Here is a 22,595-nt window from a genome sequence, read left to right on the forward strand (position 1 = left end):
TAGCATCCAGAGGTTCAAAAACCTTGCACTTTCGTCGGCGAGCGCCGGGCAAATTGGGAAACTAAGCGACGAAACTACTATTTTGTAAGCTGTGTGGCTTCTAGATTCGCTCTGGAGACTTATTCAGCAAGCCCTAAATAATAAATATTCAGTAAAAGGCTATTTCTGATAAGTCTCCCACCAAAGACATACTTAACTCAGATAAGACAACTGGTGCTGATATCAAAATCATAATTTTCATGAGCAGCGAAACTCAACTTAGCCTCTTTGACGACTCAACCTTTAACCAACGAGAGCTGATTCCCACAGACGCTAAAATTCCTATTCCTCTCGGAACCTATCCGACTATGACCGAGTTGGTGCAGCATTGCGATCGCTGCCACCGTTGTATATTGGGAGACAATCGCACTCATGCTGTTGTCGGACGCGGCAATCTCAAAGCACCAATTATGGTTGTGGGAGAAGCGCCAGGTCAAAATGAAGACGAAACGGGTTTACCATTTGTGGGTAGATCAGGGCAATTGTTAGAGAAAATTCTGGCATCTGTGAATCTGACAACTGAGCATGATGTATACATCGCCAATATCAATAAATGCCGCCCACCAGATAATAGAGTTCCTACTCCTGTAGAAGTGGCGGCTTGTCTACCCTATTTACTAGAACAAATTCGCCTAATTGATCCTAAAATCATTTTGCTAACAGGAGCAACTGCGCTCAAAAGTTTAACTGGCGATAAGCGGGGAATTACGAAAATTCGTGGACAGTGGCTAGAGTGGGAAGGACGTTTGTGTATGCCAATTTTTCATCCTTCCTACTTGCTACGCAATCCTTCTAAGGAAAGAGGTGCGCCTAAATGGTTGATGTGGCAAGATATTCAGGCAGTGCGGGCTAAATTAGACGAAATCCACTCAAATAACTAGCTAGTACCGCAAGGCGAAAGTCATTCATTCAAAAGCCAAAAGTCAAAATGAATACAGCGTAAGCGTTTTGTTGATTTGGAATGGGTTATTTATTTCCGCCGTGCTGTACTAGTACCAGTATAGTAGCGGCGGTAGCGGCTTTTAGGCTGGGAGTTTTCCCAGTTTATTTTCATTTTCAATCAATAGTTCCATTTCATAATATAGGGACAAATTTGTAGGAAACAATTTAACCTACTTTTCTTTTTTGCTTGTCGTAGCGCATCAATATAAACTTCTTCAAGCACTGTGAGCAGATAGTTGTAGAGGTTTTTAGATTTGGTTAATTTCTTGAGTTCCACCCGAAAATTATCAATTTCCACTTCCCAATGATTTTTACACTCAGGAAGACTCCAATGTTGATACAAAAGCAGATGTTTGAGAAGTTGCAGTAGATAACTTTCAAGCTTGTGTTTTTGTTCATTACCCAATGCTTCAATCTCCTCAATCAAATGCTCCCAATCAAGATGATCTAAATCTCGTTCTTGCAATTGTTTCAACGTTGTTGCTAACCACAAGTGATAATCTTGTTCATAAAGAATTTGAGTGAGTATTTTAGACATTATTTAATATTCTCCTAATTTAGGATTTTACTTTAGCTAAAGGTGTTAAGAATTCTTCTAGATATTCCTTGGCAAATTGGTCATGGGGTTGTCAGATCATGAGATTTTTAATTACGTTTTATTGACGGACACTTCCCGCTTGACAATCACGTAACCAAGCTTTAACCCCTTGAGCGATCGCACCATTACTACTATCTCGTGGGGGCGATGGTGGTTGTTTTGCTGGATATGAACCAATTTGAGTAAACATCATTACCAAACGCCAACCACTTTTAGTTTTCGTCAATAACAACCAGTGGAATTCCTGTAATTCCGCTGCTTTTCTATTTATATACTGACGCTCTAAGGTCGTAAAGAAAACTTGCTCAACTCCTGTTGTCGTATTTTTTTGTGCATCTGTGGTATAGTCATCGCCTTGAAGAGGTAGAGGCTGAAACTCAGGTCTTCCTGCTACTAGTATATAAACATATACATCACTACTTCGACTGAGGCGGCGGGCGCGTTGACTAGCGCGATTGGTATAACTAGGCAACTTTTGTAGTAACTGTGTAGTTAATGTTTCTAAATTTTGCTCAGAACACAAAGACTTCGCCCCACTGTTGACACTTTCCCTTTCTGCTAGATTAGGGGTGAGCTTTGTCGAGAATGCTGGGGAAGTAAGACTATTTGATCCTAAAATCCCAAAGCCACAAGCTAAAAGCCAACTATAATTTTTCTTCCTAAGCGAAGAGACAAGATTGCTCTCCTGCTTCTGGCTGACTTCTGCTTTCATGCGATCGCAGTTAACTCCTCAGAAATCTTCTTCCAGGCTAACTCAGGGTCAACAGCAGCAGTAATGGGACGCCCAATTACTAGATAATCTGCACCAGCAATGATTGCTTGGGCTGGGGTGAGCGATCGCTTTTGATCACCAATATCAGCCCAAGTTGGTCTAACCCCCGGACAAACTAACAAAAAGTCATCTCCACAACTCTGTCGCAGTTGTGCCACTTCTTGGGGCGAACAAACTACCCCATCTAACCCCGACTCTTGCGCCATCAGTGCCATTTCTAGAGCGTATTCTGGTAATTCTAGGGGAATTTTCAACTCAAAGGCCAGTTGTCTAGCAGAAATACTCGTCAACAACGTAATCGCAATTAACTTAGGCGGTTTTACACCCGCTTGTGCCGCCCCTCCTTGTGCCGCCTCTGTTGCACCTTTGAGAGCTTCTATACCACAGGTAGCATGAATTGTCAATAAATCCACCCCATAACGAGCCGCACTCCGGCAAGCACCAGCGACAGTGTTGGGGATGTCATCAAACTTTAAATCTAAGAAAATGCGCTTTTGTCGGGACTTTAACACTTCCAGAATTTTCGGGCCAGTGCTGGTAAACAACTCTAAGCCGACTTTCCAGAAAACGACTTGCGGCAACTGCTCTACAAGAGCGATCGCACTTTCTTCGTCTGGCAGATCTAAAGCCACAATAACTCGCTGTTCTGCCTGTTCACGATTCCCCATTCCCCACTCCCCAATTAAGGCACTAAACGCACAAACTTATTTTTGCCAACTTGTAAAACCTTACCTTGTAACTCAGCAAGAGAAGCGAAAGTGATATCGACATCGGTAATGCGATCGCCATCTAAGCGCACCCCACCTTCTTGAATTTTCCGCTTTCCTTCCCCGGTACTTTTGCACAAGCCAGCGACATTAAGAATATAAGCTAATTTAGTCGGAAACTGCGGCACGCCAGCTAGAGAAAATTCTGGGACTGCGCCTTCCTTTCCACCGCTTTGCGCTGCTTCTTTGGCTTCATCAGCTGCTGTTTCGCCGTGATACTGTTTGACAACTTCCCATGCTAAAAGTGTCTGGCGATCGCGGGGATTTTCTGGTAGTTTGTCCAAAGGTAAATCTGTTAACAATTCAAAATACTGTTCCAGCAGATCATCGGGAACTCCTTGCAACTTCTGATACTTTTGTCCAGGATGCTCCGACAATCCAATATAATTACCTAAAGACTTAGACATTTTTTGCACTCCATCCGTGCCAATCAAAATCGGGAGTAGCATCCCAAATTGAGGCTTTTGATTAAAATGGCGTTGCAAATCTCTGCCCACAGCAATGTTAAACTTTTGGTCAGTCCCTCCCAATTCCACATCTGCCTCGACTGCGACAGAATCAAAACCCTGCATTAACGGGTACAGGAACTCATGGATAAAAATTGGATTCTCTTTTCTATAGCGTTCTGCAAATCCCTCCTTGGCTAACATCTGTCCTACCGTCATTGTGGAGAGCAACTCCAAAATTTTCCCTAAATCAAGCCCAGAGAGCCATTCGGAGTTATAACGCACCTCTAACCTGCCAGGTGTGTCAAAATCCAAGATAGGACGCACTTGGTCAAGATAAGTCTGGGTATTTTGCACTACGTCTGCTTCTGTTAGCTGGCGACGCACCTCAGATTTGCCTGTTGGATCGCCAATGCGAGCTGTAAAATCGCCAATAATTAAAACTGCTGTATGACCTGCATCTTGAAACGCTCGCAGTTTACGTACTGGTATGCTATGACCAAGATGAATATCAGCACCCGTGGGGTCAATCCCCAATTTAACTCTCAAAGGTTGGTTTTTAGTCAGCAAAAGCTTTTCTAAACTTTCACTTTCACTCTGCTCATCAACTGGTTGAGGAAAAACTTCCACAACACCACCACGACGCAGCCAAGCAAAATCTTGCGTCATACTAGGAGATTCACTATTAGCTATATTTTGTACTTTAGAACTTAGGTTGGTTATATTCACTAGCAATTCATCCGCTCTTTCATCTGCCAAACTACTATAATTGCAGAAAATTAACCGCTCTGCTTCGCTCAATGAATTACAGTTAAATCTACAAGTGAGGAAGTGTAATAGCCGTGTCGTCGTCTAGGACTTTTGAAGATAAACAGCCACAACGTCGGGCTTCATCAGGTTTTGAGTTTATGAAAGGAGTTGGTCAGGTAACTGGCGGTACTCTCCTTTCAATCACCATGTTGGCAAGTTCCATTGTAGCCGGAGGACTGGTTGGTTTAGCCATTAGCTTCCGTAATTTGCCAGATGTCAGACAGCTACGTAACTTTTTTCCCTCAGAAACGACTTACATTTATGACCTTAAGGGTAAACTTTTAGCGAGTGTTCACGGGGAAGCTAATCGAGAAGTTGTACCCCTAGATAAAATTTCCCCAAATCTGAAGCGGGCAGTATTAGCGAGTGAAGATAATCACTTTTACGATCACCACGGGATTAATCCCACTGGTGTTGGACGTGCTGTAGTCGTTAACGCTGTAGCAGGTGGAGTCAAAGAGGGTGGCTCTACTGTTACTATGCAGTTGGTTAAAAACCTGTTTTTGACTCGCAAGCGTGCCTTTACCCGGAAGTTAGCCGAGGGAGTGCTAGCGATTCGGTTAGAGCAAATCCTCAGCAAAGACCAAATTTTAGAAATGTACCTCAATCAAGTTTATTGGGGTCATAACAATTATGGTGTACAAACGGCGGCACGCAGTTACTTTAATAAGTCATCAGAATATTTAAACTTGGGTGAGTCAGCAATGATGGCGGGTTTGATCCAAGCGCCCGAAGAATTCAGCCCATTTGCGAGCATGAAGCTGGCTAAACAAAAACAAAAAGAAGTGCTGGGACGGATGCTGGAATTGACTTGGATCACTCAGCAAGAATACGATGATGCCCTAAAGCAAGAAATCAAACTTGGTAAAATCAAATCTTTTCAAGGTAGTGCTTTACCTTATATAACCAATACTGTGGCTCAGGAGTTGGCTAAAAAGTTTGGACGTGAGGCACTACTCAAAGGTGGAATGCGGGTACAAACTACAGTTGATGCCAACTTCCAAATTATGGCAGAGGAAACTGTCGGTAAGTGGCATAAATCACTGCTTGGGCAAGGATTATCTAAAAATCAAATAGCTCTGGTGGCAGTTGATCCGCGTACACATTTTATCAAAGCACTGGTAGGGGGTACAGATCCTAAAGCCAGTGAATTTAATCGTGCAACTCAAGCTCAACGGCAGCCTGGATCTGCTTTTAAACCGTTTGTATACTATACTGCTTTTGCTAGTGGGAAGTACACCCCAGACTCAACGGTAGTAGATTCCCCAGTCAGCTATCGAGATGGTAGCGGTTGGTACTTTCCCAGAAATTATGATGGGGGTTTTAGGGGAGCTATGGCAATCCGCACAGCTTTAGCCCAGTCGCGCAACATTCCCGTGATTAAACTTGGTAAGAGTGTGGGGATGAATAGAGTCATAGAAACTTGCCGTACCTTGGGCATTATGAGTCCAATGGAACCTGTTAGCTCCCTGCCTCTTGGCGCAATTGGTGTTACACCTTTAGAAATGGCTAGTGCCTATGCTACCTTTGCTAATTATGGCTGGCAGTCACCACCAACTGTAATTGCCCGTGTTACTGATAGTAGTGGTAACGTGTTGCTAGATAATACGCCCAAACCACAGCTAGTTCTCGATCCTTGGGCATCAGCAGCCATTATTGATGTGATGCGATCGGTAGTTACTGAGGGTACTGGTAAAGGTGCTGCTATAAGTCGCCCAAGCGCTGGTAAGACGGGTACAACATCATCAGAAAAGGATATTTGGTATGTTGGCACTGTGCCGCAGTTAACCACTGCTGTCTGGGTGGGGAGGGACGACAACAGACAATTAGCTAGCCGCGCCACGGGTGGCGGTATGGTTGCTCCCATTTGGAAAGATTTTATGGAGAAGGCACTCAAGAACGTCCCAGTAGAAAAGTTCAAGCCACCTTCTCAGTTTTCTCGCCCCAAGTCACAATAATTTTGGATTTATAATTTTGGATTTTGGATTTTGGATTGGCAATTAATCCAAAATCTAAAATTCACTAGGGCTGTTTTTCTAACTCGGTTTTCATCCGTTGTAGGGTGAGGTTCATTTGGTCAAACATTTGTTGAGGGGTGACACCAAACTGACCTAACTGCGTCTTCATTTGCTCTACTGTCATTTGTGCCATGAAATCTTCTGATAGCTCGAAACGCTTCATAAAGATGCGATAACGATCCATCATGGCTTCCATTTGCTCAATAAACACCTTTTTGCCCTCACGGTCAAATTTGCCGTAGCTGTTGCCAAGCTTAATCAGTGCTTGGTAATCCTCAAACAGCTGTTTTGCTTCTTGCTGAACTATCTCAGAATCGAAGAATCCCATATTGCTTAGATTAAACTGAGCGCCCAGACTCAGTAGCTTAATAGTTTTACTTCTATTATTATTTTAGTCTAGGGGAGGAATTTAGTAACGAAGCTTCGTTTTAGTACGGTTTCCTACCGAAATTTCAACACTTGACTTGAGAAAGTTTTCCGTCTTAAAACCGATTTAATAAAGCTGTGAGTATTACAGATTTAGCCATTGATTAAGGATTGGTGTTTTCATCTGATTTAATTTTCAGTGCGCGAGTGTATTTTAAAGCTAGTAAATGTTGTAAGTTAAGTTTTAATGCTTGACGTAATACAGATTTGTTGCGTAACTTGATAAAACTGGTGCAGTGATTTGTATTGAGCTTCTGCATAGCAGGCGATCGCTTCTTCATAAAAAATCAAACTCAATGCGTAATCACGTAAAACTTACTTATTTATTATAAGAACTGTAATAATGGTAAATTTGTTAGAAATATGTTGACTAAGCGCAAAAGCCGAAGCGTTGCCGCTGTTTTAGCTTTTTCTGGCACGCTGACAATTTCAGGATTACATAAATTTTATCTAGGACAGCCGTTGTGGGGTGTTTTGTATGTATTGCTTTCTTGGACGCCTATTCCCAAGGTAGCTAGCGCCATTGAGGGAGTTTGGTACTTAGCTCAAGACGAGGAAGCTTTCGATCGCAATTTTAATCTAGGCAAGTCAGCGGCAAAGAACTCACAGCGAGTGAGTAATCAGGTAGGAGCGATCGCTAACGCTATGCGGGAATTAGATGCTCTACGCCAAGATGGACTAATTTCAGAATATGAATTTGAGCAAAAGCGCCGCCAACTGCTAGATCAGATTTCTTGAGGTGAGCAACAATCATGAATAATTGGCTACCTTTGAATCCCAAGTTGCAAAAACTCCGTGCCAAACTCCTCAACGATCCCTACTATCGCCTACAATCTGGGGAAGAAATTCAAATAGCGGCAAAATTAGGTATCCGCATTGATGCTAATCAAGCGACTGTAGATGATTGGTTGCGTCTACCAGGTTTGTCAATTCACCAAGCGCGATCGCTTGTAGAACTTTCACGTTCGGGTGTTAAATTTTACTGTATTGAAGATGTTGCTGCGGCTTTGAGTACGCCAGGGTCGCGCCTAGAGCCATTAAAGCCTCTATTAAATTTTATTTACTATGACCACGAATCTCTAGAAAATCCGACGCATCTAGTCAACCCAAACACAGCAACAGTTGAAAACTTAGTACAAATTCCATTTATAGATTTGTCTTTAGCACAAGCAGTAGTGCAAAATCGAGAATCAGCCGGGACTTACCGAAACTTAGCTGATTTCCAGCGACGGTTAGACTTATCTGGTGATGCGATCGCTCAGTTGATGTATTATTTAAGGTTTTAAATTAAAAGTTAGAAGTTTTAAATAACTCCTAACTCCTAACTATTTAAATGAATCCGATGCGATCAAGAGGCCAAAAGCGAAATGTTGCCCGGCCAATGACATTTTTTCTTGGCAAAAAGCCCCAATAGCGAGAGTCGTTACTATCGTTGCGGTTATCTCCCATCATAAAAAATTCGTCTTCCGGGACTTTGACTGGTTGATATGGCTGATTTGGTGGTTCAGCAATGTAGTTTTCAGCCAAGGGTTTACCATTGAGGTAGACTTTACCATCAGCAACACCAATCACCTCACCCGGCTTGCCAATAACCCGCTTGATGAAAGCTTGGTCTTTGTGATATCCCCGACGTTGTAGTTCTGCGGGTGGCTGAAAAACAATAATATCGCCAGTTATAGGAGGATGAAAATGGTAGGAAATTTTTTCAACTACCAAGCGATCGCCTGTACGTAAAGTAGGCAACATCGAGTCAGAAGGTATATAGCGGGGTTCAGCGATAAAAGTCCGAATTAGGAGTGCCAAACACAAGGCGATCGCAATTAAAATCAGATTTTCCTGCCAACTACGCCATACTTTTAACGGCGCACGCGCTTCTTTTGTATCACTTTCGTGAGGAATCATAAAAGTTTCCAGCCAGTTTAAGAAGTGGAACAAATACCTTGATTATTTTGACTACAAAGGTATATTCATGAGCAAGCTGGGTTTTGCATCAACCCATACAGTTATTAAATAATACAGTTATCGCATCTACCAAAGCTAAACAAAAGTGCTGAAAATAAACTATGACTTGTCTAAAGCAATATAAGCTAATGATTAGGATTCCTAGATAAATAATTAAAAACCCTAATTCTAATTGCTGTAATTATAAGACAACTTAATTTAGATAATTTTTGGTTTTGCTTCCTCCTACTAAAAAAACTAGTTGCTGATTTGTAGATCGATACAGCCAGTCGGTTTTTTCTTAAAGCATAAAATTGGTCGTTGAGTAGCAAAACACCTTACCAAATGTCTTAAATATCTGCTTCACTATGTAAGATTTAATGCTTAATATAAATACATTTGTATACTACTACGTTTTTAATAAATTGCCGATGAGGACGCTATCTAATTTCCGTATTTATACGGTAACAGTGCATATTAAACTGTACTATTAATAATATATGGATGTCCTTAACTATGGAAAGAAACATTACTACATAAAAAACCACTAGTAATTTAGGCTAAAGTATCAGCATTAAAAATAAAACTAAACTGCCATAAAATTATTTTTGCTGAATGAGTGAAAAGTATCTATATTAACCATTAACTGCCTCTTGGTAATGAGAAACTATATGGAATTAATTTTCGTCTATTTATTTGATAGAACATACAAAGCAACATTCTGTAAGGTAAAAATTTAATTTTTTCTTAAAAATGAAGCAATGGCATTAGGCAGTAGAATATATCTTATCAACCATAAAACTAAATAGTTGATTAGAGTCTTTTTTGAAAGACATCTTGCCACTTTAAATTAGTTTTGTATGTTAATAAAACAATTCACAAAGTTATTAACTATACAACTTTACAGTCAAAAAATTTTGCCGTAAGGACTTCAGCCTACAATAGTTTAACTCATCCTATTTGCAAAGGTATAAAACCTGAAAAGATAGTGTTGCCTTAGTAGCGAGGTGAAATACAGTAATTAATTTAAGACTCCTATTAAGAGGATTTTGAGATGTGGTTAATTACTTGATTGTACTCCTTCTTACAGCTAAGGTAAGAATGTGGAAATACAGACCTTAACTTTTATAAGTTGGCTGATCTTAAATAGTAAGTAGGTCAATGTAACAGTTTTCTGTTGGGATAAGACAGGAGGAGAAAGGGTTTTAGCCTAGTTCGTTTTTCTTTAGATAGTTTGGTTTTATTGTTCCAATTTACTTACCAAGTATTGGATGTTCAGCTCTCATCCAAATATCGAGCATCTGCATTTCAGTTAAAGCTGTATAGTTTATCTTCCTAATTCTGAATTTATGCTAGTTCCAATTCCAATTTTTAGGATTATCAGAAAGCAACTGATATCTAAGTATCTAAAAAAATGTGCTATAACGTACCGTCACAACCGTAGTTAATGGTTTGATCCTTGAAGGAGCTATGAAGTGGAAAACAATAAGTCGTTTCTGTGGCCAGAAGGAATATTAATTGCGCTGCTTGCTTTGGGTGGTATTTTTGGCCTTGGCTTCATGATGCTTCTAAGACCAAATGTTTCAGAGGCTCAAAGTAGACAAAGTATAAATCTAAAAGATGTAACTGCAAATGTAGGAACTCAGCAGCGCATTGAGAAATTAAAGACAATGATGCTTACAAGTTGGCAGCAAGAAGCACAAGTAAAGGGATTATCCTACCCCGTACCATCACGCTTTCAAGGGGCAATGATTAAAGCGGCAGAACTTACTCAGGGCGAGAAAGTGATTGCTCTCACCTTTGATGATGGGCCATGGCCTGAAACCACAGAGCAAGTGCTAGATATTCTGAAATCAAACAATATCAAAGGGACGTTTTTTGTCGTCGGACAGAACCTAAAAAATTATCCAGAGTTAGGAAAGCAGATTGTTGCTCAAGGCCACGTCATTGCCAACCATACTTGGCATCACTGGTATCACTTCTTTAATCAACAAGCGGCTGCGTTTGAAATTGATCGCACAACAGACCTAATTTATGAAGTTACAGGTGCTAAAACAAATCTGTTTCGGCCACCTGGTGGTATATTGCACAATGGATTAGTTGCTTATGCTAAAGGTCAAAAATATACTGTGGTGATGTGGTCAGCTGATTCCACAGACTACAAGTCACCAGCTGTACCGAAGTTGATCCATAACGTGATTAAAGATTCAAAACCTGGTGGGATTGTGCTAATGCATGATGGTGGTGGTAATCGTTCCAGAACTGTACAAGCTTTACCAGAAATTATTAGCAATTTTAGAAAGCAAGGCTATCGCTTTGTGACTATTCCAGAACTTTTAGAAATAGAAGATGCAGACCAAAAGTTGCTTGCTAACAAAAAGCATTAATTATTAATTATGCTTAATTGGTCAATACTAATTGGCTAAAAACTAAAATTCATCGTCATGAATAATTTAGATTATGTGGGAACCGGACGATCCAACATTATCAATACTTCTCCCAATATTTTTTGGCTCACCTTTTCCTGAACCACCAAGCACTCTAGAGTTATTGATATCGTTCGCAATGCTATTTGGCCCACCTTTTTTTGGAGGAGCATTTGCTGGAATAGTTACTCTGATTATCATAAGGAAAAGCAGTTTTTTTATTGAAATATTTAGACTATTAATTGGGGCTATCGGAGGCTATGAAGGTACACTAATATTCTATATTTTTCTTATTAAAGATTCACTTAAAAATCCAAATGAAATACTTAAAAAAATTATTGATTTTCATCAAATTGATTTGAAATTATTATTTCTGGGTATGTTAGGGGCAATAGATGCAAGTATAGCTATATTTATGATGAGAAAGGTATTTCGCTGGCGTTCATAAATTAATGAACTATAATTCAATACGCTTGGGTTATAGCCAAAAACCTTAACACGCGTAGGTTGGGTTGAGGAAAGAAACCCAACCTTTTGCAGGGTTTGTTGGGTTTCACTTCGTTCAACCCAATCTACAATTATCCTTAACTGAACTGTATTGAACTATACTTGAGCCTTTTTATGTCGTTTTATTGTAGAAGTATTCGTTTTTAGATTATTATTTGGGATATTCGACGGAGCTATTACAGGAGTGTTTTTAATTAAAATTATCAAGCACAACAATAGGTCAGTATAGCGGTTCTCGGTTGAATGAGGTAGAAAAACCCCATCCCCAACCCCCTCCCCGCAAGCAAAGAGGGGACTATGATGTACCTCATCTGATTATGTCTAATGACTAGTTACTAAACTGAACTCAGTTGTTTTTTCAGGATTAGCTTCTGGACTATCAGCTTCAGAAGGCGGAACTAACTGCCAGAATTTCGGCAAAAATTCTGGCCAATTTTGCAGAATTTTCTTCGCCTTTGGTGAACCAGTGCGTTCCGCATGAGTTTGGATTAACTCTTGCAGCTGTTTTGCACCTACTTCTGTAATCACCCGTTGGATTTTGACAATTTCCGGGTTGACTAACTCACGAAATGAGTCGTCTTCATCTAAGAAGTATGCCAGTCCGCCAGTCATTCCAGCTGCTACGTTACGTCCTACCTTGCCGAGGACGACAATTACACCACCAGTCATGTATTCACAGCAGTGATCCCCTGCGCCTTCAATCACTGCTATGCCTTTGGAGTTTCTCACAGCAAAGCGCTCTCCTGCTAGACCGTTGGCAAATAACACGCCACCAGTAGCACCATAGAGACAAGTATTGCCAACTATGACATTTTGTGATGCGTTATAGGTAGCATCAGTTGGAGGTTTGATGATAATTTCACCACCATGCATCCCTTTACCTACGTAGTCGTTTGCTTCTCCTTCTAGGCTCAAAATTATGCCAGGGAGGTTGAAAGCACCAAAGCTTTGCCCAACACTACCTGTAAAGTTGAGATTAATCTGTCCTTCAAAGCCGCTATCGCCGTATTTAGAAGCGATCGCACCCGCTAATCGAGTGCCTACTGTTCTGTCAGTATTAACAACATGGTAAGTCTTGGTGGCGGTAGATTGGTTGCGAATGGCAGCTTGAATGTCGGGATCGGCAAGGAATTTGTCATCTAAAACCACGCCGTTGCTGTGGACTTCTTCATGCACTAACCAGCTACGATTTTCTCTGGTATCTGGTAGCTGAAGTAAACAGTCGAGATTGAGCGATCGCGTTTTCGTAAGTTTTACCTCTGGGCGCAGTTTCAACAAATCTGCACGTCCAATAATTTCTGACAAAGAACGATAACCTAGTCGGGCTAACAAACTACGCACTTCTTCGGCGATGAAGTAGAAGAAGTTGACAACCTGTTCCGGCATTCCCGTAAACCGCTTGCGGAGTTCTTCTTTCTGAGTAGCAACACCCACAGGACAGGTGTTCATGTGGCAAACTCGCGCCATGATACAGCCTTCAGCAATCATGGCGATGGAGCCGAAACCGAATTCTTCACCGCCCATCAATGCACCTATTACCACATCCCAACCACTCTTAAAACCGCCATCCACACGCAAAATCACGCGATCGCGCAGGCTATTTTCCATCAAGACGCGATGCACTTCACTTAAGCCGAGTTCCCACGGTGAACCAGCGTGTTTAATCGAACTTAGTGGCGATGCACCTGTACCACCATCATGACCAGAAATCTGGATGATATCAGCGTTTGCCTTAGCTACACCAGCAGCGATCGTGCCAATACCAACTTCGGCAACTAGCTTCACCGATACCTTTGCTTTGGGATTAATTTGGTGGAGGTCAAAAATTAGTTGTGCTAGGTCTTCAATGGAATAAATATCGTGATGCGGTGGTGGCGAAATCAGTGTTACACCTGGCTTTGAGCGCCTTAACATTGCGATGTATTGGCTCACCTTCGGACCTGGTAGTTGTCCACCTTCCCCAGGCTTGGCACCTTGGGCAATTTTGATTTCAATTTGTTTGGCGTTGACTAGGTACTCTGGTGTGACACCAAAGCGTCCCGATGCAACTTGCTTAATGGCACTATAGGCTTTATCACCGTTTCGCAATCCTTTTAAATGAGGTAGGGTTGGCGAGTGACCAGACTCGTCTACATCATCTAGGACTACATAGCGCACTGGATCTTCGCCGCCTTCGCCAGAATTAGATTTACCGCCAATGCGGTTCATGGCGATCGCTAAAGTTTCATGAGCTTCTCTTGACAAAGCACCTAAAGACATCCCACCGGTACAGAAGCGCTTGACAATCTCAGATACCGATTCCACCTCTTCTAGAGGAATCGGCGCATCGCCTTGGAAGTCCAGTAAGTCCCGCAAGGCTGTTACTGGTCTGCCTTGGAGGTGCTTTTTATAAACTTCGTAGTGGTCGTAGTTTTTGCCATCTAGAGCCTTATGCAGCGCCTTAACCATTTCGGGGCTATTCATGTGGTACTCGCCACCAGGACGGTACTGCACAAAGCCCAGGTTTTCTAACTTATTGGTCGTCAGTTCCGGGAAAGCCTTGCTATGGAAGGAAAGCACTTCATCAGCAAGTTCGCTAACACTTAAACCACCAATGCGGGAAGTCGTACCACGGAATCCTAGCTCTATTAAATCTCCACCGATGCCGATCGCTTCAAAGATTTGGGCTGCTTGATAGCTGGAGAGTAGAGAAATTCCCATCTTGGAGAGAATTTTTAGTAAACCTGACTCTACTGCTTTGCGATAGTTTCCTAAAGCTTGTTCTAGGGTGAGTGCTGGAATTTTTTCCATCCCCATTAACTTTTGAGTTTTGGGATCAGACCACCAATCACGCACCGTATCTAAAGCCATATACGGGCAAACTGCACCAGCACCATAACCAATGAGACAAGCAAAGTGATGAGTACTCCAGCATTGAGCAGTATTGATAATCAGGGATGTTTTCATTCGCAACCCTTCACGAATGAGGTGATGATGTACTGCACCCACTGCTAACAGGGGAGGAATGTAGGTATATTCTGTGCTGATACTGTCATTGACCCGACGATCGCTTAATATTAAAATCTTTGCACCTGCCCGGACTGACTCAGCTGCTTGTGCTTGCAAAGACTGGACTGCGGCTTTTAATCCTTCCGGGCCAGTGGCGATCGCAAATAGGGTTGACAACTCGGCTGTGGCAAATCCTGACAGCTTAATCGCCTCCAATTCTACCTCTGTCAACAGTGGCGACTCAAGTTTTAATCTCCGAGCATATTCTGGCTTGGGTTCTAATAAGTTACCCCGTTCACCCAGTTCGACTTTTAAAGACATCACTAGCTTTTCCCGGAGGGGATCGATCGCTGGGTTCGTCACTTGAGCAAAGCGCTGTTTAAAATAGTCATAAAGCAGGTGAGGCCTTTGTGACAGCACTGCTAAAGGAATATCATCCCCCATGCAGAAAGTCGGCTCTGAACCTGCGATCGCCATTTCTTTAATCACCATTTCTACATCTTCTGTGGTGTAGCCAAAGGCAGTTTGAAGCTGAAGCAAGCTTTGTTTGTCAATTGTCACTTGTCCTTGGTCATTTGTCATTTGTCCTTTGCCATTGCCATTTGCTAATGACGGATGACCAATGACCAATGACTTTAATTCTTGACGATACTCTTGCAGCCATTCACCATAAGGATGCTGCTTGGCGATGCGCTGCTTAATCTCCCAATTCTTCAGCACTTCATGGTTTACTAAATCCACGGCAATCATCTGCCCTGGACCGAGTCTACCTTTCTCGACAATATTGGCTTCTGGGAAGTCCACTACACCAGCTTCAGAAGCTACAACAATGTAGTCATCTTTGGTGATCACGTAGCGAGCTGGTCTTAAGCCATTACGATCTAGTGTTGCACCAACTTTTTTGCCATCGCTGAATACTAAAAGTGCTGGACCGTCCCACGCTTCTTGCAGACCACTGTAATATTCGTAGAAATCAACAATTTCTGGAGAGTCACGTAAAGAAGGCTGATTTTGGTAAGCCTCTGGAACCATAATCATTAAAGCTTCCAAAGGGGTACGTCCAGAACAAACCAGCAATTCTAGTACGTTGTCTAGGGTAGCTGAGTCGCTGTTATCAATGTGAACTAATGGCTTGAGTTCCTGGATGCGAGTCTCCTGCGGAGAGGCTGCGCCGTTTTCATGCGCGGAGCGCTGTACGCCCCATACTGGATGATTTAAGCTAGCTTCTCGTGCCATCATCCAGTTGATGTTACCCAACAAGGTATTGATTTCACCGTTGTGACCCAAAAGCCGCATTGGTTGAGCTAGAGGCCACTTGGGCATCGTGTTGGTGCTAAAGCGGCGATGATAGACAACAAAGGCGCTTTTGTAAGCTGGATTTTTTAAATCGTGATAAAAGCTGCCCAATACAGCAGAACGCACCATGCCTTTGTAGACAATTGTGCGACTTGACAAAGAGCAAACATAAAATTCTTCTGAGATATTTGTTGCAACTTTACTAATTCGGCGGCGGGTAATATACAACTGTCGTTCCAATTCATCGCCGCTTTTGTCAACGGAAGCTAACAAAACTTGTTCAATCTGGGGTTGATTTTGTCTTGCTTGTATCCCCAGTAAATCAGATTGCACTGGCACTACTCGCCAACCCAGTACAATCAATTTTTCTTCGGCGGCTACTTCCTCAACTGTCGTCCTAGCTTTTTGTGCTGCTTCTGGGTCTTGTGGTAGAAAGATCATCCCCACAGCATTATTGGTGGATGTAAATTTCTTCCCTCTTTGGGCAAAGTCTTCTTGAAATAACTCCCAAGGGATAGCTGTCAATACTCCAGCACCATCACCAGAGTCTTGATCAGCGCTACAACCTCCCCGGTGTTCTAAACAGGTTAAAGCAGCTAAGGCTTTCTCGACAATTTCGTGGCTGGTATGATTCTGGCAATGAGCAATAAAACCGACACCACAGGCATCTCGTTCCTCTACTAACCACTTTTGACCCTGAGAGGCATCTCTTGAGTTTATCGCCATTGTGATTTTCTGGTCTTGATTCATCGGTTTATTATTCATACCCTGTTCCTGAAGTATTGAGTTACCAATTTTGCCACTACATTATCAGAAAAATTTCTAAATTCAGTGATGGAGAAATATATAAGCACCGAAATTTAGGGAAAAAAATTTTAACTTCGGTTTTACTTTCTTAGTCTACCGATGTTAAAGTATTTGCGTATTTTTTATGTATTTATGCAGTGTTAGACAAGCTACCTCTGCCAAGATATTATTTTTGTCCTGACAGTTTATTTTTTATATTCTGACAGCTAAGTATTTTCTCAATCCCCTTTTCTCAGATGCACGCTAGTTACTCATAGAGCCTATTTCGGCTCACCTGAAAGGAAATTAAATTGAACGCTGTACTATGTTTTAAAGCCAAATTTATCCTGATCCAGCAATAAAATTAGCGTATTACAATATATACCCATTTGACAATTCCCAAATATTTTTGTTGTTGTCTAGAGTTTTGCTCCTTACCAGTTGCCACATATCTTACAATTAACTAGGCTTTACTGAAATAGCAACACTAGCAACTTTCAGTGAGGATTAAATATCTTAATCCAGTTTTGATAATTAAGACTACCGTGTATGGTGTTGTTGGAATTAGTGCCAGTTAAAACATTTGGCTGTAGTGGCTTTAGAGTCTAAACTTTTTTATGTTTAAAAGAGATAAGTAGCCAATATAAATAATACCATGCTTTTTTAAAAATAAAGTCATGCTTTTTTAATATTTCCAAATAATTTAGTTAGTTTATACCTTGGGTGATAGTTTTCAAAAGTACCTAGTAAATTATGGTAAAAATGCCGAATTGTTGCCAATTAGGGATTAGCGATCGCTCCGCCCGCCGCAGGCATCGCAGATTTTTCCTCTCTTCTGTGTCACCAATACTTTTGACAGTACTGTGCTTAACTACTACCTGCGCTACCAACGCCCAGGAGTCCCCGAAAAACGCCAAACCACCAAGTTTGACCTCTCAGACACCTACACGTCCTTTAACAGGGGTGGCATCCTCTGGTAATCAAATTTCCCTCAATGGTCGTACTTTACCAGGAACTTGGTTGCAGCGACCTGAAAAAGCTGGTCAGGTTACAACTCATCTTAGCGACGGGGCATTCAGGCAATTAATTGGAGTAAATTTCTTAAATAGTAGTAACTGGGCTAGGCAACCAATACAGTGGTTCTCATCGCTGACAAAGCCACTAGTTTTAACCACCAGGCTACTAGGAGCATATCGCTATCTGGATATTACTAATTTTGCTCAAACATCTAGATGGCAAATTCAAACCAACGGCAACACCTTGGTAATTGCTACCCCAAAAGCACAAATCACAAATATTGTTCAGAGCCAGGAACCTCCATACGCGAGTGTTCCTTTCCAACAGGCTCGGATTCTTGTCGATTTAGATCGTCCAACTCCCTGGCAAATTATACAAGGGTCAACTGTTAAAAAAATTCAAACTCCATCTACTGATCCAGACACACCAACTCCAAAATCCGCTGCACCGCCAAATCGAGAGTGGAAAGTTACCCTGGATGGAATAGCCGATCCTGTTTTGATAGAACGCTATACCCCCCAGCCACCAGCAGCACCAACATTGCTGCAAAATCTGCTCAAACAATTATCACCAGCTACACCAGCACCAGATCCTGATCTACTAATTAAACAAGTGGAGGTGATGAAAAACCAAACCATTATTAGTCTGAGCGTTCCCTTTGGTCTATCGCCTCAAATTAGTACTGCCGCTAACCCCAATCGCCTGATTATCGATATTCGACCCCATGCTCTAGAAGAGCGGGATATTACTTGGGCACCAGGATTGCGCTGGCGACAGCATTATGTCAACTTAGGCACAGAACGCTTTCCGGTGGTTTGGTTAGAAGTTAATCTCCGCAAATTTGGGCTAACGCTGAAACCTATGTGGGCTAGTCCTGATGGACTTGCGGGTACTGCTCCCTTAATTCAAATAGCACAACGTTACTTAGCAGTCGCTGGAATTAACGGTGGTTATTTTAACCGCAATAACAGATTACCATTGGGTGCAATTCGTCGGGATGGTCAGTGGTTATCAAGTCCCATTCTTAACCGGGGTGCGATCGCTTGGAATGATTCTGGTCAATTTTACTTTGGTCGGCTCACTTTGGCAGAAACCTTAATCACTGCAAATGACCAGCGCCTACCAATTCTCTTCCTCAACACTGGTTACGTTCAGAGTGGCATTGCCCGTTACACTCCACTTTGGGGATCAACTTACACGCCGCTGACAGACAATGAAATCATCCTAGTGGTAGAGAAAAACCAAATTACTAATCAGTTACCAGGCGGCAAAGTCGGTGAAAAGACGGTTCCCATTCCTCAGGATGGCTACCTACTAACTTTACGCGCCAAAGCTACTAGTGCTGCCTCCCAGCTACCTATTGGAACCGTAGTAAGTATTTCCAGCGCTACTGCTCCGGCTGATTTTAGTCGTTATCCCCACATTATCGGCGCAGGTCCCCTATTAGTTCAAAATCGTCAAATTGTCCTTGATGCCAAAGGCGAAAAATTTAGCAATGCCTTTATTGCAGAAAAAGCTATTCGTAGCGGTATTTGCACAAAGGCAACAGGCACAGTGATGATTACTGCTGTGCATAATCGTGCTGGCGGTTATGGCCCTACTTTGGCGGAATATGCCCAATTGATGCAACTGATGGGCTGTGTGGATGCCTTAAATTTGGACGGCGGTAGTTCTACCAGCCTTTACTTAGGAGGACAACTACTTGATCGATCGCCTAGTACCGCTGCTCGTGTTCATAACGGCATTGGTATTTTCCTAAAACCACAATAATGATGTAATGGGGAAGTCTTTTAGTCACCAATGACCCATCCTTTTTTTAAAGATTAGAACAAGCTATCATTTTGCTTGATGAAGACTTGGTATAGACCTCAGAGTTTTAACAGTGATGGTTTACACCATAAGGTTTGATTTTGCTATGTTTATCAAAGTGCGACAAAATTGTTGATTTTTAACGTTGCAAGATACCGCCAGATTTTTTATCAATTAATTAAAAGTACCAACGGTTTGTTATGTCTCCAAATGAGGTAACTATGGCTCGATATCAAGAAACTACACAGACTGACACTCTCCACCTACCTCCAGCCATCACTTCCAGAGGTGTTGCTGCAACTGAGTTACGTCCTTGGGGTGCTTTTACAGTTTTGGAAGAAGGGCGTGGATATAAAATCAAGCGCATCGAAGTTAAGCCCGGACACCGCCTTAGTCTACAAATGCACCACCACCGCAGTGAACATTGGATTGTTGTCTCTGGTACAGCTAGGGTAACTTGTGGTGAGCTAGAAGTACTACTGAGCAATAATGAGTCAACCTATGTACCCCAATGTACATCTCATCGTTTAGAGAATCCTGGCGTCATCCCCTTGGTATTGATTGAAGTGCAGAATGGCGAATACTTGGGAGAAGATGACATTATTCGCTACCAAGATGACTATGCCCGTACCAAGGATTAAAACCAAAAGAGCGCTACTAGAACTCAAAGGGACTTTCAAATAAAAATTATTCAACTATTTCTTGTAGGATGGGCATCTCGCCCGGATCATATAAGATTGGATAATTTATTTCTTAGAAGTCCCTAATCCAAAAAGTGAATGCGTTTTTGTGCAAATCGTCTTTGAGAACTACTGTACCCCAGAAGTCCCTACCTAGTTAAGGTGGGGACTGAAGCATATTAGTGATATAAATGTAGTAATGGTAGCGATCGCGCTCAGGGTTCGCTGATCTGACATAGGACGATAGCGACAGTCAACCCATCTGTAAAATGAAGATGGGATACTCAATTGCAAAAAACAAGTTCCATGATTCATCTGAGTCAAGCAGCTACGACTGAAATTGGGCGAATCAAGTCCAAGCAGCAACCAAATGTCTTGTTTCGATTAGCAGCAAGACCAGGTGGTTGTTCCGAGTTCTTTTATGATATGTCCTTCGATAAAGTAATAAAAGTTGGCGACCAGGTTTTCGACTTGGATGAAATTCAAGTAGTCATAGATGCCACAAGCTTAAATTACCTCAACGGTTTAAAGGTGGATTATTCAGAAGACTTAATGGGTGGTGGTTTTCGCTTCCACAATCCCCAAGCGATCGCTACCTGTGGCTGTGGCAATTCCTTCTCCATTAGTCATTAAGTTATTGAACAAAAAAATCAATGGCAATTGACATAAAACCGTAAAAAACGATATAATCAGGATTTGTTAAAACTTAGACCATAAGCAGCCTTATGCGCTGTAACTCATGCCAACAATACAGCAGTTAATACGTAATGAACGCGAACTATCGCGTCAGAAAACCAAGTCCCCAGCTCTGAAACAATGCCCCCAACGTCGGGGAGTTTGTACCAGGGTATACACGACCACACCAAAAAAGCCTAACTCAGCTCTACGCAAAGTAGCAAGGGTAAGACTTACCTCTGGATTTGAAGTTACAGCTTACATTCCAGGGATTGGTCATAATTTACAAGAACACTCAGTTGTGATGATTCGCGGCGGTCGGGTTAAAGACTTACCGGGCGTGAGATACCACATTATCCGTGGGACTTTAGATACAGCCGGAGTCAAAGACCGCAAGCAAGGCCGTTCCAAGTATGGAACCAAGCGTCCCAAGGAAGCGAAAAAATAGGATTGGCGATTAATCGCATCAAACACGATTAATCGTTTACCTCAGAATAGCTCAGGGACAAAAAAACTGATCAGCGCCTGTCTTCTAACAGCAGTCGTGAAGGCTACTAAAGTCTATTTCAAGAAATCAAGCAATACCTACATTAAGCCAAAAAATGTAGAAGTTCTGAGGATAATCCTGTAACTGCCAGCAGAATTTTAATCTGGACATTAAGATTTACCATCTTGTCGTCTTGAGTATTTAGTTACAGGAAGCAAGTCAAACAATTTTGGATTTTAGATTTGCGATAGCGTAGCGTTAGCGAGTTATCGAGCGTCTTTTGGATTTGCGATAGCGTAGCGTAAAGCCTTCGGCATGGCTTCTCTACGAGAGGCTGCGCCAACGCTTAGAGCGAGTTATCGAGCCTCTTTTGGATTAGTCGAACCCACGAAGGGATAAAGCTTACAGAGTCTTGATTTTGATATGTTCCAACCCTTGTGATTGGAACATATACCGAAAAATTTTAATCCAAAATCCAAAATCAAAAATCAAAAATTGGTAGTCAATAGGTCAACCTCGCTGCAACAGTCTAAAAAAATTAAGGAAGTCTGAGAGTTGGGTTTCACCACTTTTAGTTTCTAGTGTCTGATAGCATATAATTTCGTTGCCAAATCTGAATTAAAGGTGAAGTATGTCTCGTCGTGGTGTTATTCAAAGGCGCCCAGTCCCGTCTGACTCCGTATATAACAGTCGCCTTGTGAGCATGATTATCAGGCGGATCATGCGTCACGGCAAGAAATCACTTGCCGCACGGATTGTTTATGAAGCATTGAAAACTATTGAAGAACGCACTGGTAACGCTGCGTTGGAAACCTTTGAAAGAGCAGTGCGAAATGCCACGCCTTTAGTAGAAGTAAAAGCTCGGCGAGTTGGTGGAGCAACCTACCAAGTACCAATGGAAGTGCGTACAGAACGGGGCACTACCCTAGCACTGCGCTGGTTAGTGCAATATTCTAGGTCTAGACCAGGCCGGACAATGGCAAGCAAATTGGCAAATGAGTTAATGGATGCTGCCAACGAAACCGGAAATACCATTCGGAAACGGGAAGAAACGCACCGGATGGCGGACGCAAACAAAGCATTTGCACATTATCGTTACTAAGTAGAAAAGCGATATATCGCCCTCTCGAAGCGGTGTATCGTGGATTTACAAAAAAAAGACGGT

Annotated in this window: 18 protein-coding genes; 11 read left to right on the top strand and 7 right to left on the bottom strand. The window is 42.1% G+C overall.

What is annotated here, in order from left to right:
* Positions 1-239 precede the first annotated feature (239 nt).
* Positions 240-920 (top strand): uracil-DNA glycosylase family protein, encoded by a 681-nt coding sequence (locus ACEW80_RS18610; RefSeq protein ID WP_373528019.1) that lies wholly within the window; start codon positions 240-242, stop codon positions 918-920.
* A 179-nt stretch (positions 921-1,099) separates the two neighbouring features.
* Here ACEW80_RS18610 and ACEW80_RS18615 read toward each other — a convergent pair whose 3' ends face one another.
* The 4 genes from ACEW80_RS18615 to tyrS all read right to left on the bottom strand — a co-directional run bounded on the left by ACEW80_RS18615 (position 1,100) and on the right by tyrS (position 4,233).
* On the bottom strand, positions 1,100-1,519 hold the full coding sequence (locus tag ACEW80_RS18615) for a DUF29 domain-containing protein (RefSeq protein WP_373528020.1): 420 nt from the start codon (positions 1,517-1,519) through the stop codon (positions 1,100-1,102).
* A 118-nt stretch (positions 1,520-1,637) separates the two neighbouring features.
* Positions 1,638-2,291, bottom strand: a complete 654-nt coding sequence (locus tag ACEW80_RS18620; protein ID WP_373528021.1) for a hypothetical protein — start codon at positions 2,289-2,291, stop codon at positions 1,638-1,640.
* Positions 2,288-3,019 (bottom strand): orotidine-5'-phosphate decarboxylase, encoded by a 732-nt coding sequence (pyrF, locus tag ACEW80_RS18625; protein WP_373528022.1) that lies wholly within the window; start codon positions 3,017-3,019, stop codon positions 2,288-2,290. The genes ACEW80_RS18620 and pyrF overlap by 4 nt, the downstream gene beginning before the upstream one ends.
* A gap of 14 nt (positions 3,020-3,033) precedes the next feature.
* Positions 3,034-4,233, bottom strand: coding sequence for a tyrosine--tRNA ligase (tyrS, locus tag ACEW80_RS18630; protein WP_373528040.1), 1,200 nt, complete (start codon positions 4,231-4,233; stop codon positions 3,034-3,036).
* A gap of 173 nt (positions 4,234-4,406) precedes the next feature.
* On the opposite strand from tyrS, the gene ACEW80_RS18635 reads away from it, so the two are divergent.
* A complete protein-coding gene (locus ACEW80_RS18635) occupies positions 4,407-6,332 on the top strand; it encodes a transglycosylase domain-containing protein (protein WP_373528023.1) in 1,926 nt (641 codons plus the stop codon).
* Between the two features lie 64 nt (positions 6,333-6,396).
* On the opposite strand, the gene ACEW80_RS18640 is transcribed toward ACEW80_RS18635, so the two are convergent.
* Entirely contained in the window at positions 6,397-6,720 is a 324-nt protein-coding gene (locus ACEW80_RS18640) for a DUF1825 family protein (protein WP_373528024.1), read from the bottom strand.
* Positions 6,721-7,181: 461 nt separating this feature from the next.
* Between ACEW80_RS18640 and ACEW80_RS18645 the strand changes: the two genes are divergently transcribed.
* Both ACEW80_RS18645 and ACEW80_RS18650 read left to right on the top strand, forming a co-directional pair.
* Positions 7,182-7,556 (top strand): NINE protein, encoded by a 375-nt coding sequence (locus ACEW80_RS18645; protein ID WP_373528025.1) that lies wholly within the window; start codon positions 7,182-7,184, stop codon positions 7,554-7,556.
* Between the two features lie 14 nt (positions 7,557-7,570).
* Complete coding sequence (locus ACEW80_RS18650) at positions 7,571-8,104, top strand: helix-hairpin-helix domain-containing protein (RefSeq protein WP_373528026.1); 534 nt, start codon at positions 7,571-7,573, stop codon at positions 8,102-8,104.
* Between the two features lie 43 nt (positions 8,105-8,147).
* Here the strand turns inward: ACEW80_RS18650 and lepB are convergent, their stop codons facing one another.
* Positions 8,148-8,720 (bottom strand): signal peptidase I, encoded by a 573-nt coding sequence (gene lepB / locus ACEW80_RS18655; protein ID WP_373528027.1) that lies wholly within the window; start codon positions 8,718-8,720, stop codon positions 8,148-8,150.
* A gap of 1,514 nt (positions 8,721-10,234) precedes the next feature.
* Here lepB and ACEW80_RS18660 point away from each other — a divergent pair.
* Both ACEW80_RS18660 and ACEW80_RS18665 read left to right on the top strand, forming a co-directional pair.
* The gene (locus ACEW80_RS18660) at positions 10,235-11,146 is read left to right on the top strand and encodes a polysaccharide deacetylase family protein (RefSeq protein WP_373528028.1); all 912 of its coding nucleotides are present in this window, start codon (positions 10,235-10,237) and stop codon (positions 11,144-11,146) included.
* A 73-nt stretch (positions 11,147-11,219) separates the two neighbouring features.
* Entirely contained in the window at positions 11,220-11,633 is a 414-nt protein-coding gene (locus ACEW80_RS18665; protein ID WP_373528029.1) for a hypothetical protein, read from the top strand.
* 380 nt (positions 11,634-12,013) lie between these two features.
* Here ACEW80_RS18665 and gltB read toward each other — a convergent pair whose 3' ends face one another.
* Positions 12,014-16,741 (bottom strand): glutamate synthase large subunit, encoded by a 4,728-nt coding sequence (gltB, locus tag ACEW80_RS18670; protein ID WP_373528030.1) that lies wholly within the window; start codon positions 16,739-16,741, stop codon positions 12,014-12,016.
* A gap of 774 nt (positions 16,742-17,515) precedes the next feature.
* On the opposite strand from gltB, the gene ACEW80_RS18675 reads away from it, so the two are divergent.
* The 5 genes from ACEW80_RS18675 to rpsG all read left to right on the top strand — a co-directional run bounded on the left by ACEW80_RS18675 (position 17,516) and on the right by rpsG (position 22,532).
* On the top strand, positions 17,516-19,549 hold the full coding sequence (locus tag ACEW80_RS18675) for a phosphodiester glycosidase family protein (protein WP_373528031.1): 2,034 nt from the start codon (positions 17,516-17,518) through the stop codon (positions 19,547-19,549).
* Positions 19,550-19,809: 260 nt separating this feature from the next.
* Complete coding sequence (locus ACEW80_RS18680; RefSeq protein ID WP_373528032.1) at positions 19,810-20,229, top strand: cupin domain-containing protein; 420 nt, start codon at positions 19,810-19,812, stop codon at positions 20,227-20,229.
* Positions 20,230-20,574: 345 nt separating this feature from the next.
* On the top strand, positions 20,575-20,901 hold the full coding sequence (locus ACEW80_RS18685; protein ID WP_373528041.1) for a HesB/IscA family protein: 327 nt from the start codon (positions 20,575-20,577) through the stop codon (positions 20,899-20,901).
* Between the two features lie 106 nt (positions 20,902-21,007).
* A complete protein-coding gene (gene rpsL / locus ACEW80_RS18690) occupies positions 21,008-21,391 on the top strand; it encodes a 30S ribosomal protein S12 (RefSeq protein ID WP_373528033.1) in 384 nt (127 codons plus the stop codon).
* A 670-nt stretch (positions 21,392-22,061) separates the two neighbouring features.
* A complete protein-coding gene (gene rpsG / locus ACEW80_RS18695; RefSeq protein WP_373528034.1) occupies positions 22,062-22,532 on the top strand; it encodes a 30S ribosomal protein S7 in 471 nt (156 codons plus the stop codon).
* Positions 22,533-22,595: the final 63 nt, after the last annotated feature.

The organism is Nostoc sp. (assembly GCF_041747015.1).
Taxonomy (GTDB): Bacteria; Cyanobacteriota; Cyanobacteriia; order Cyanobacteriales; family Nostocaceae; genus Nostoc.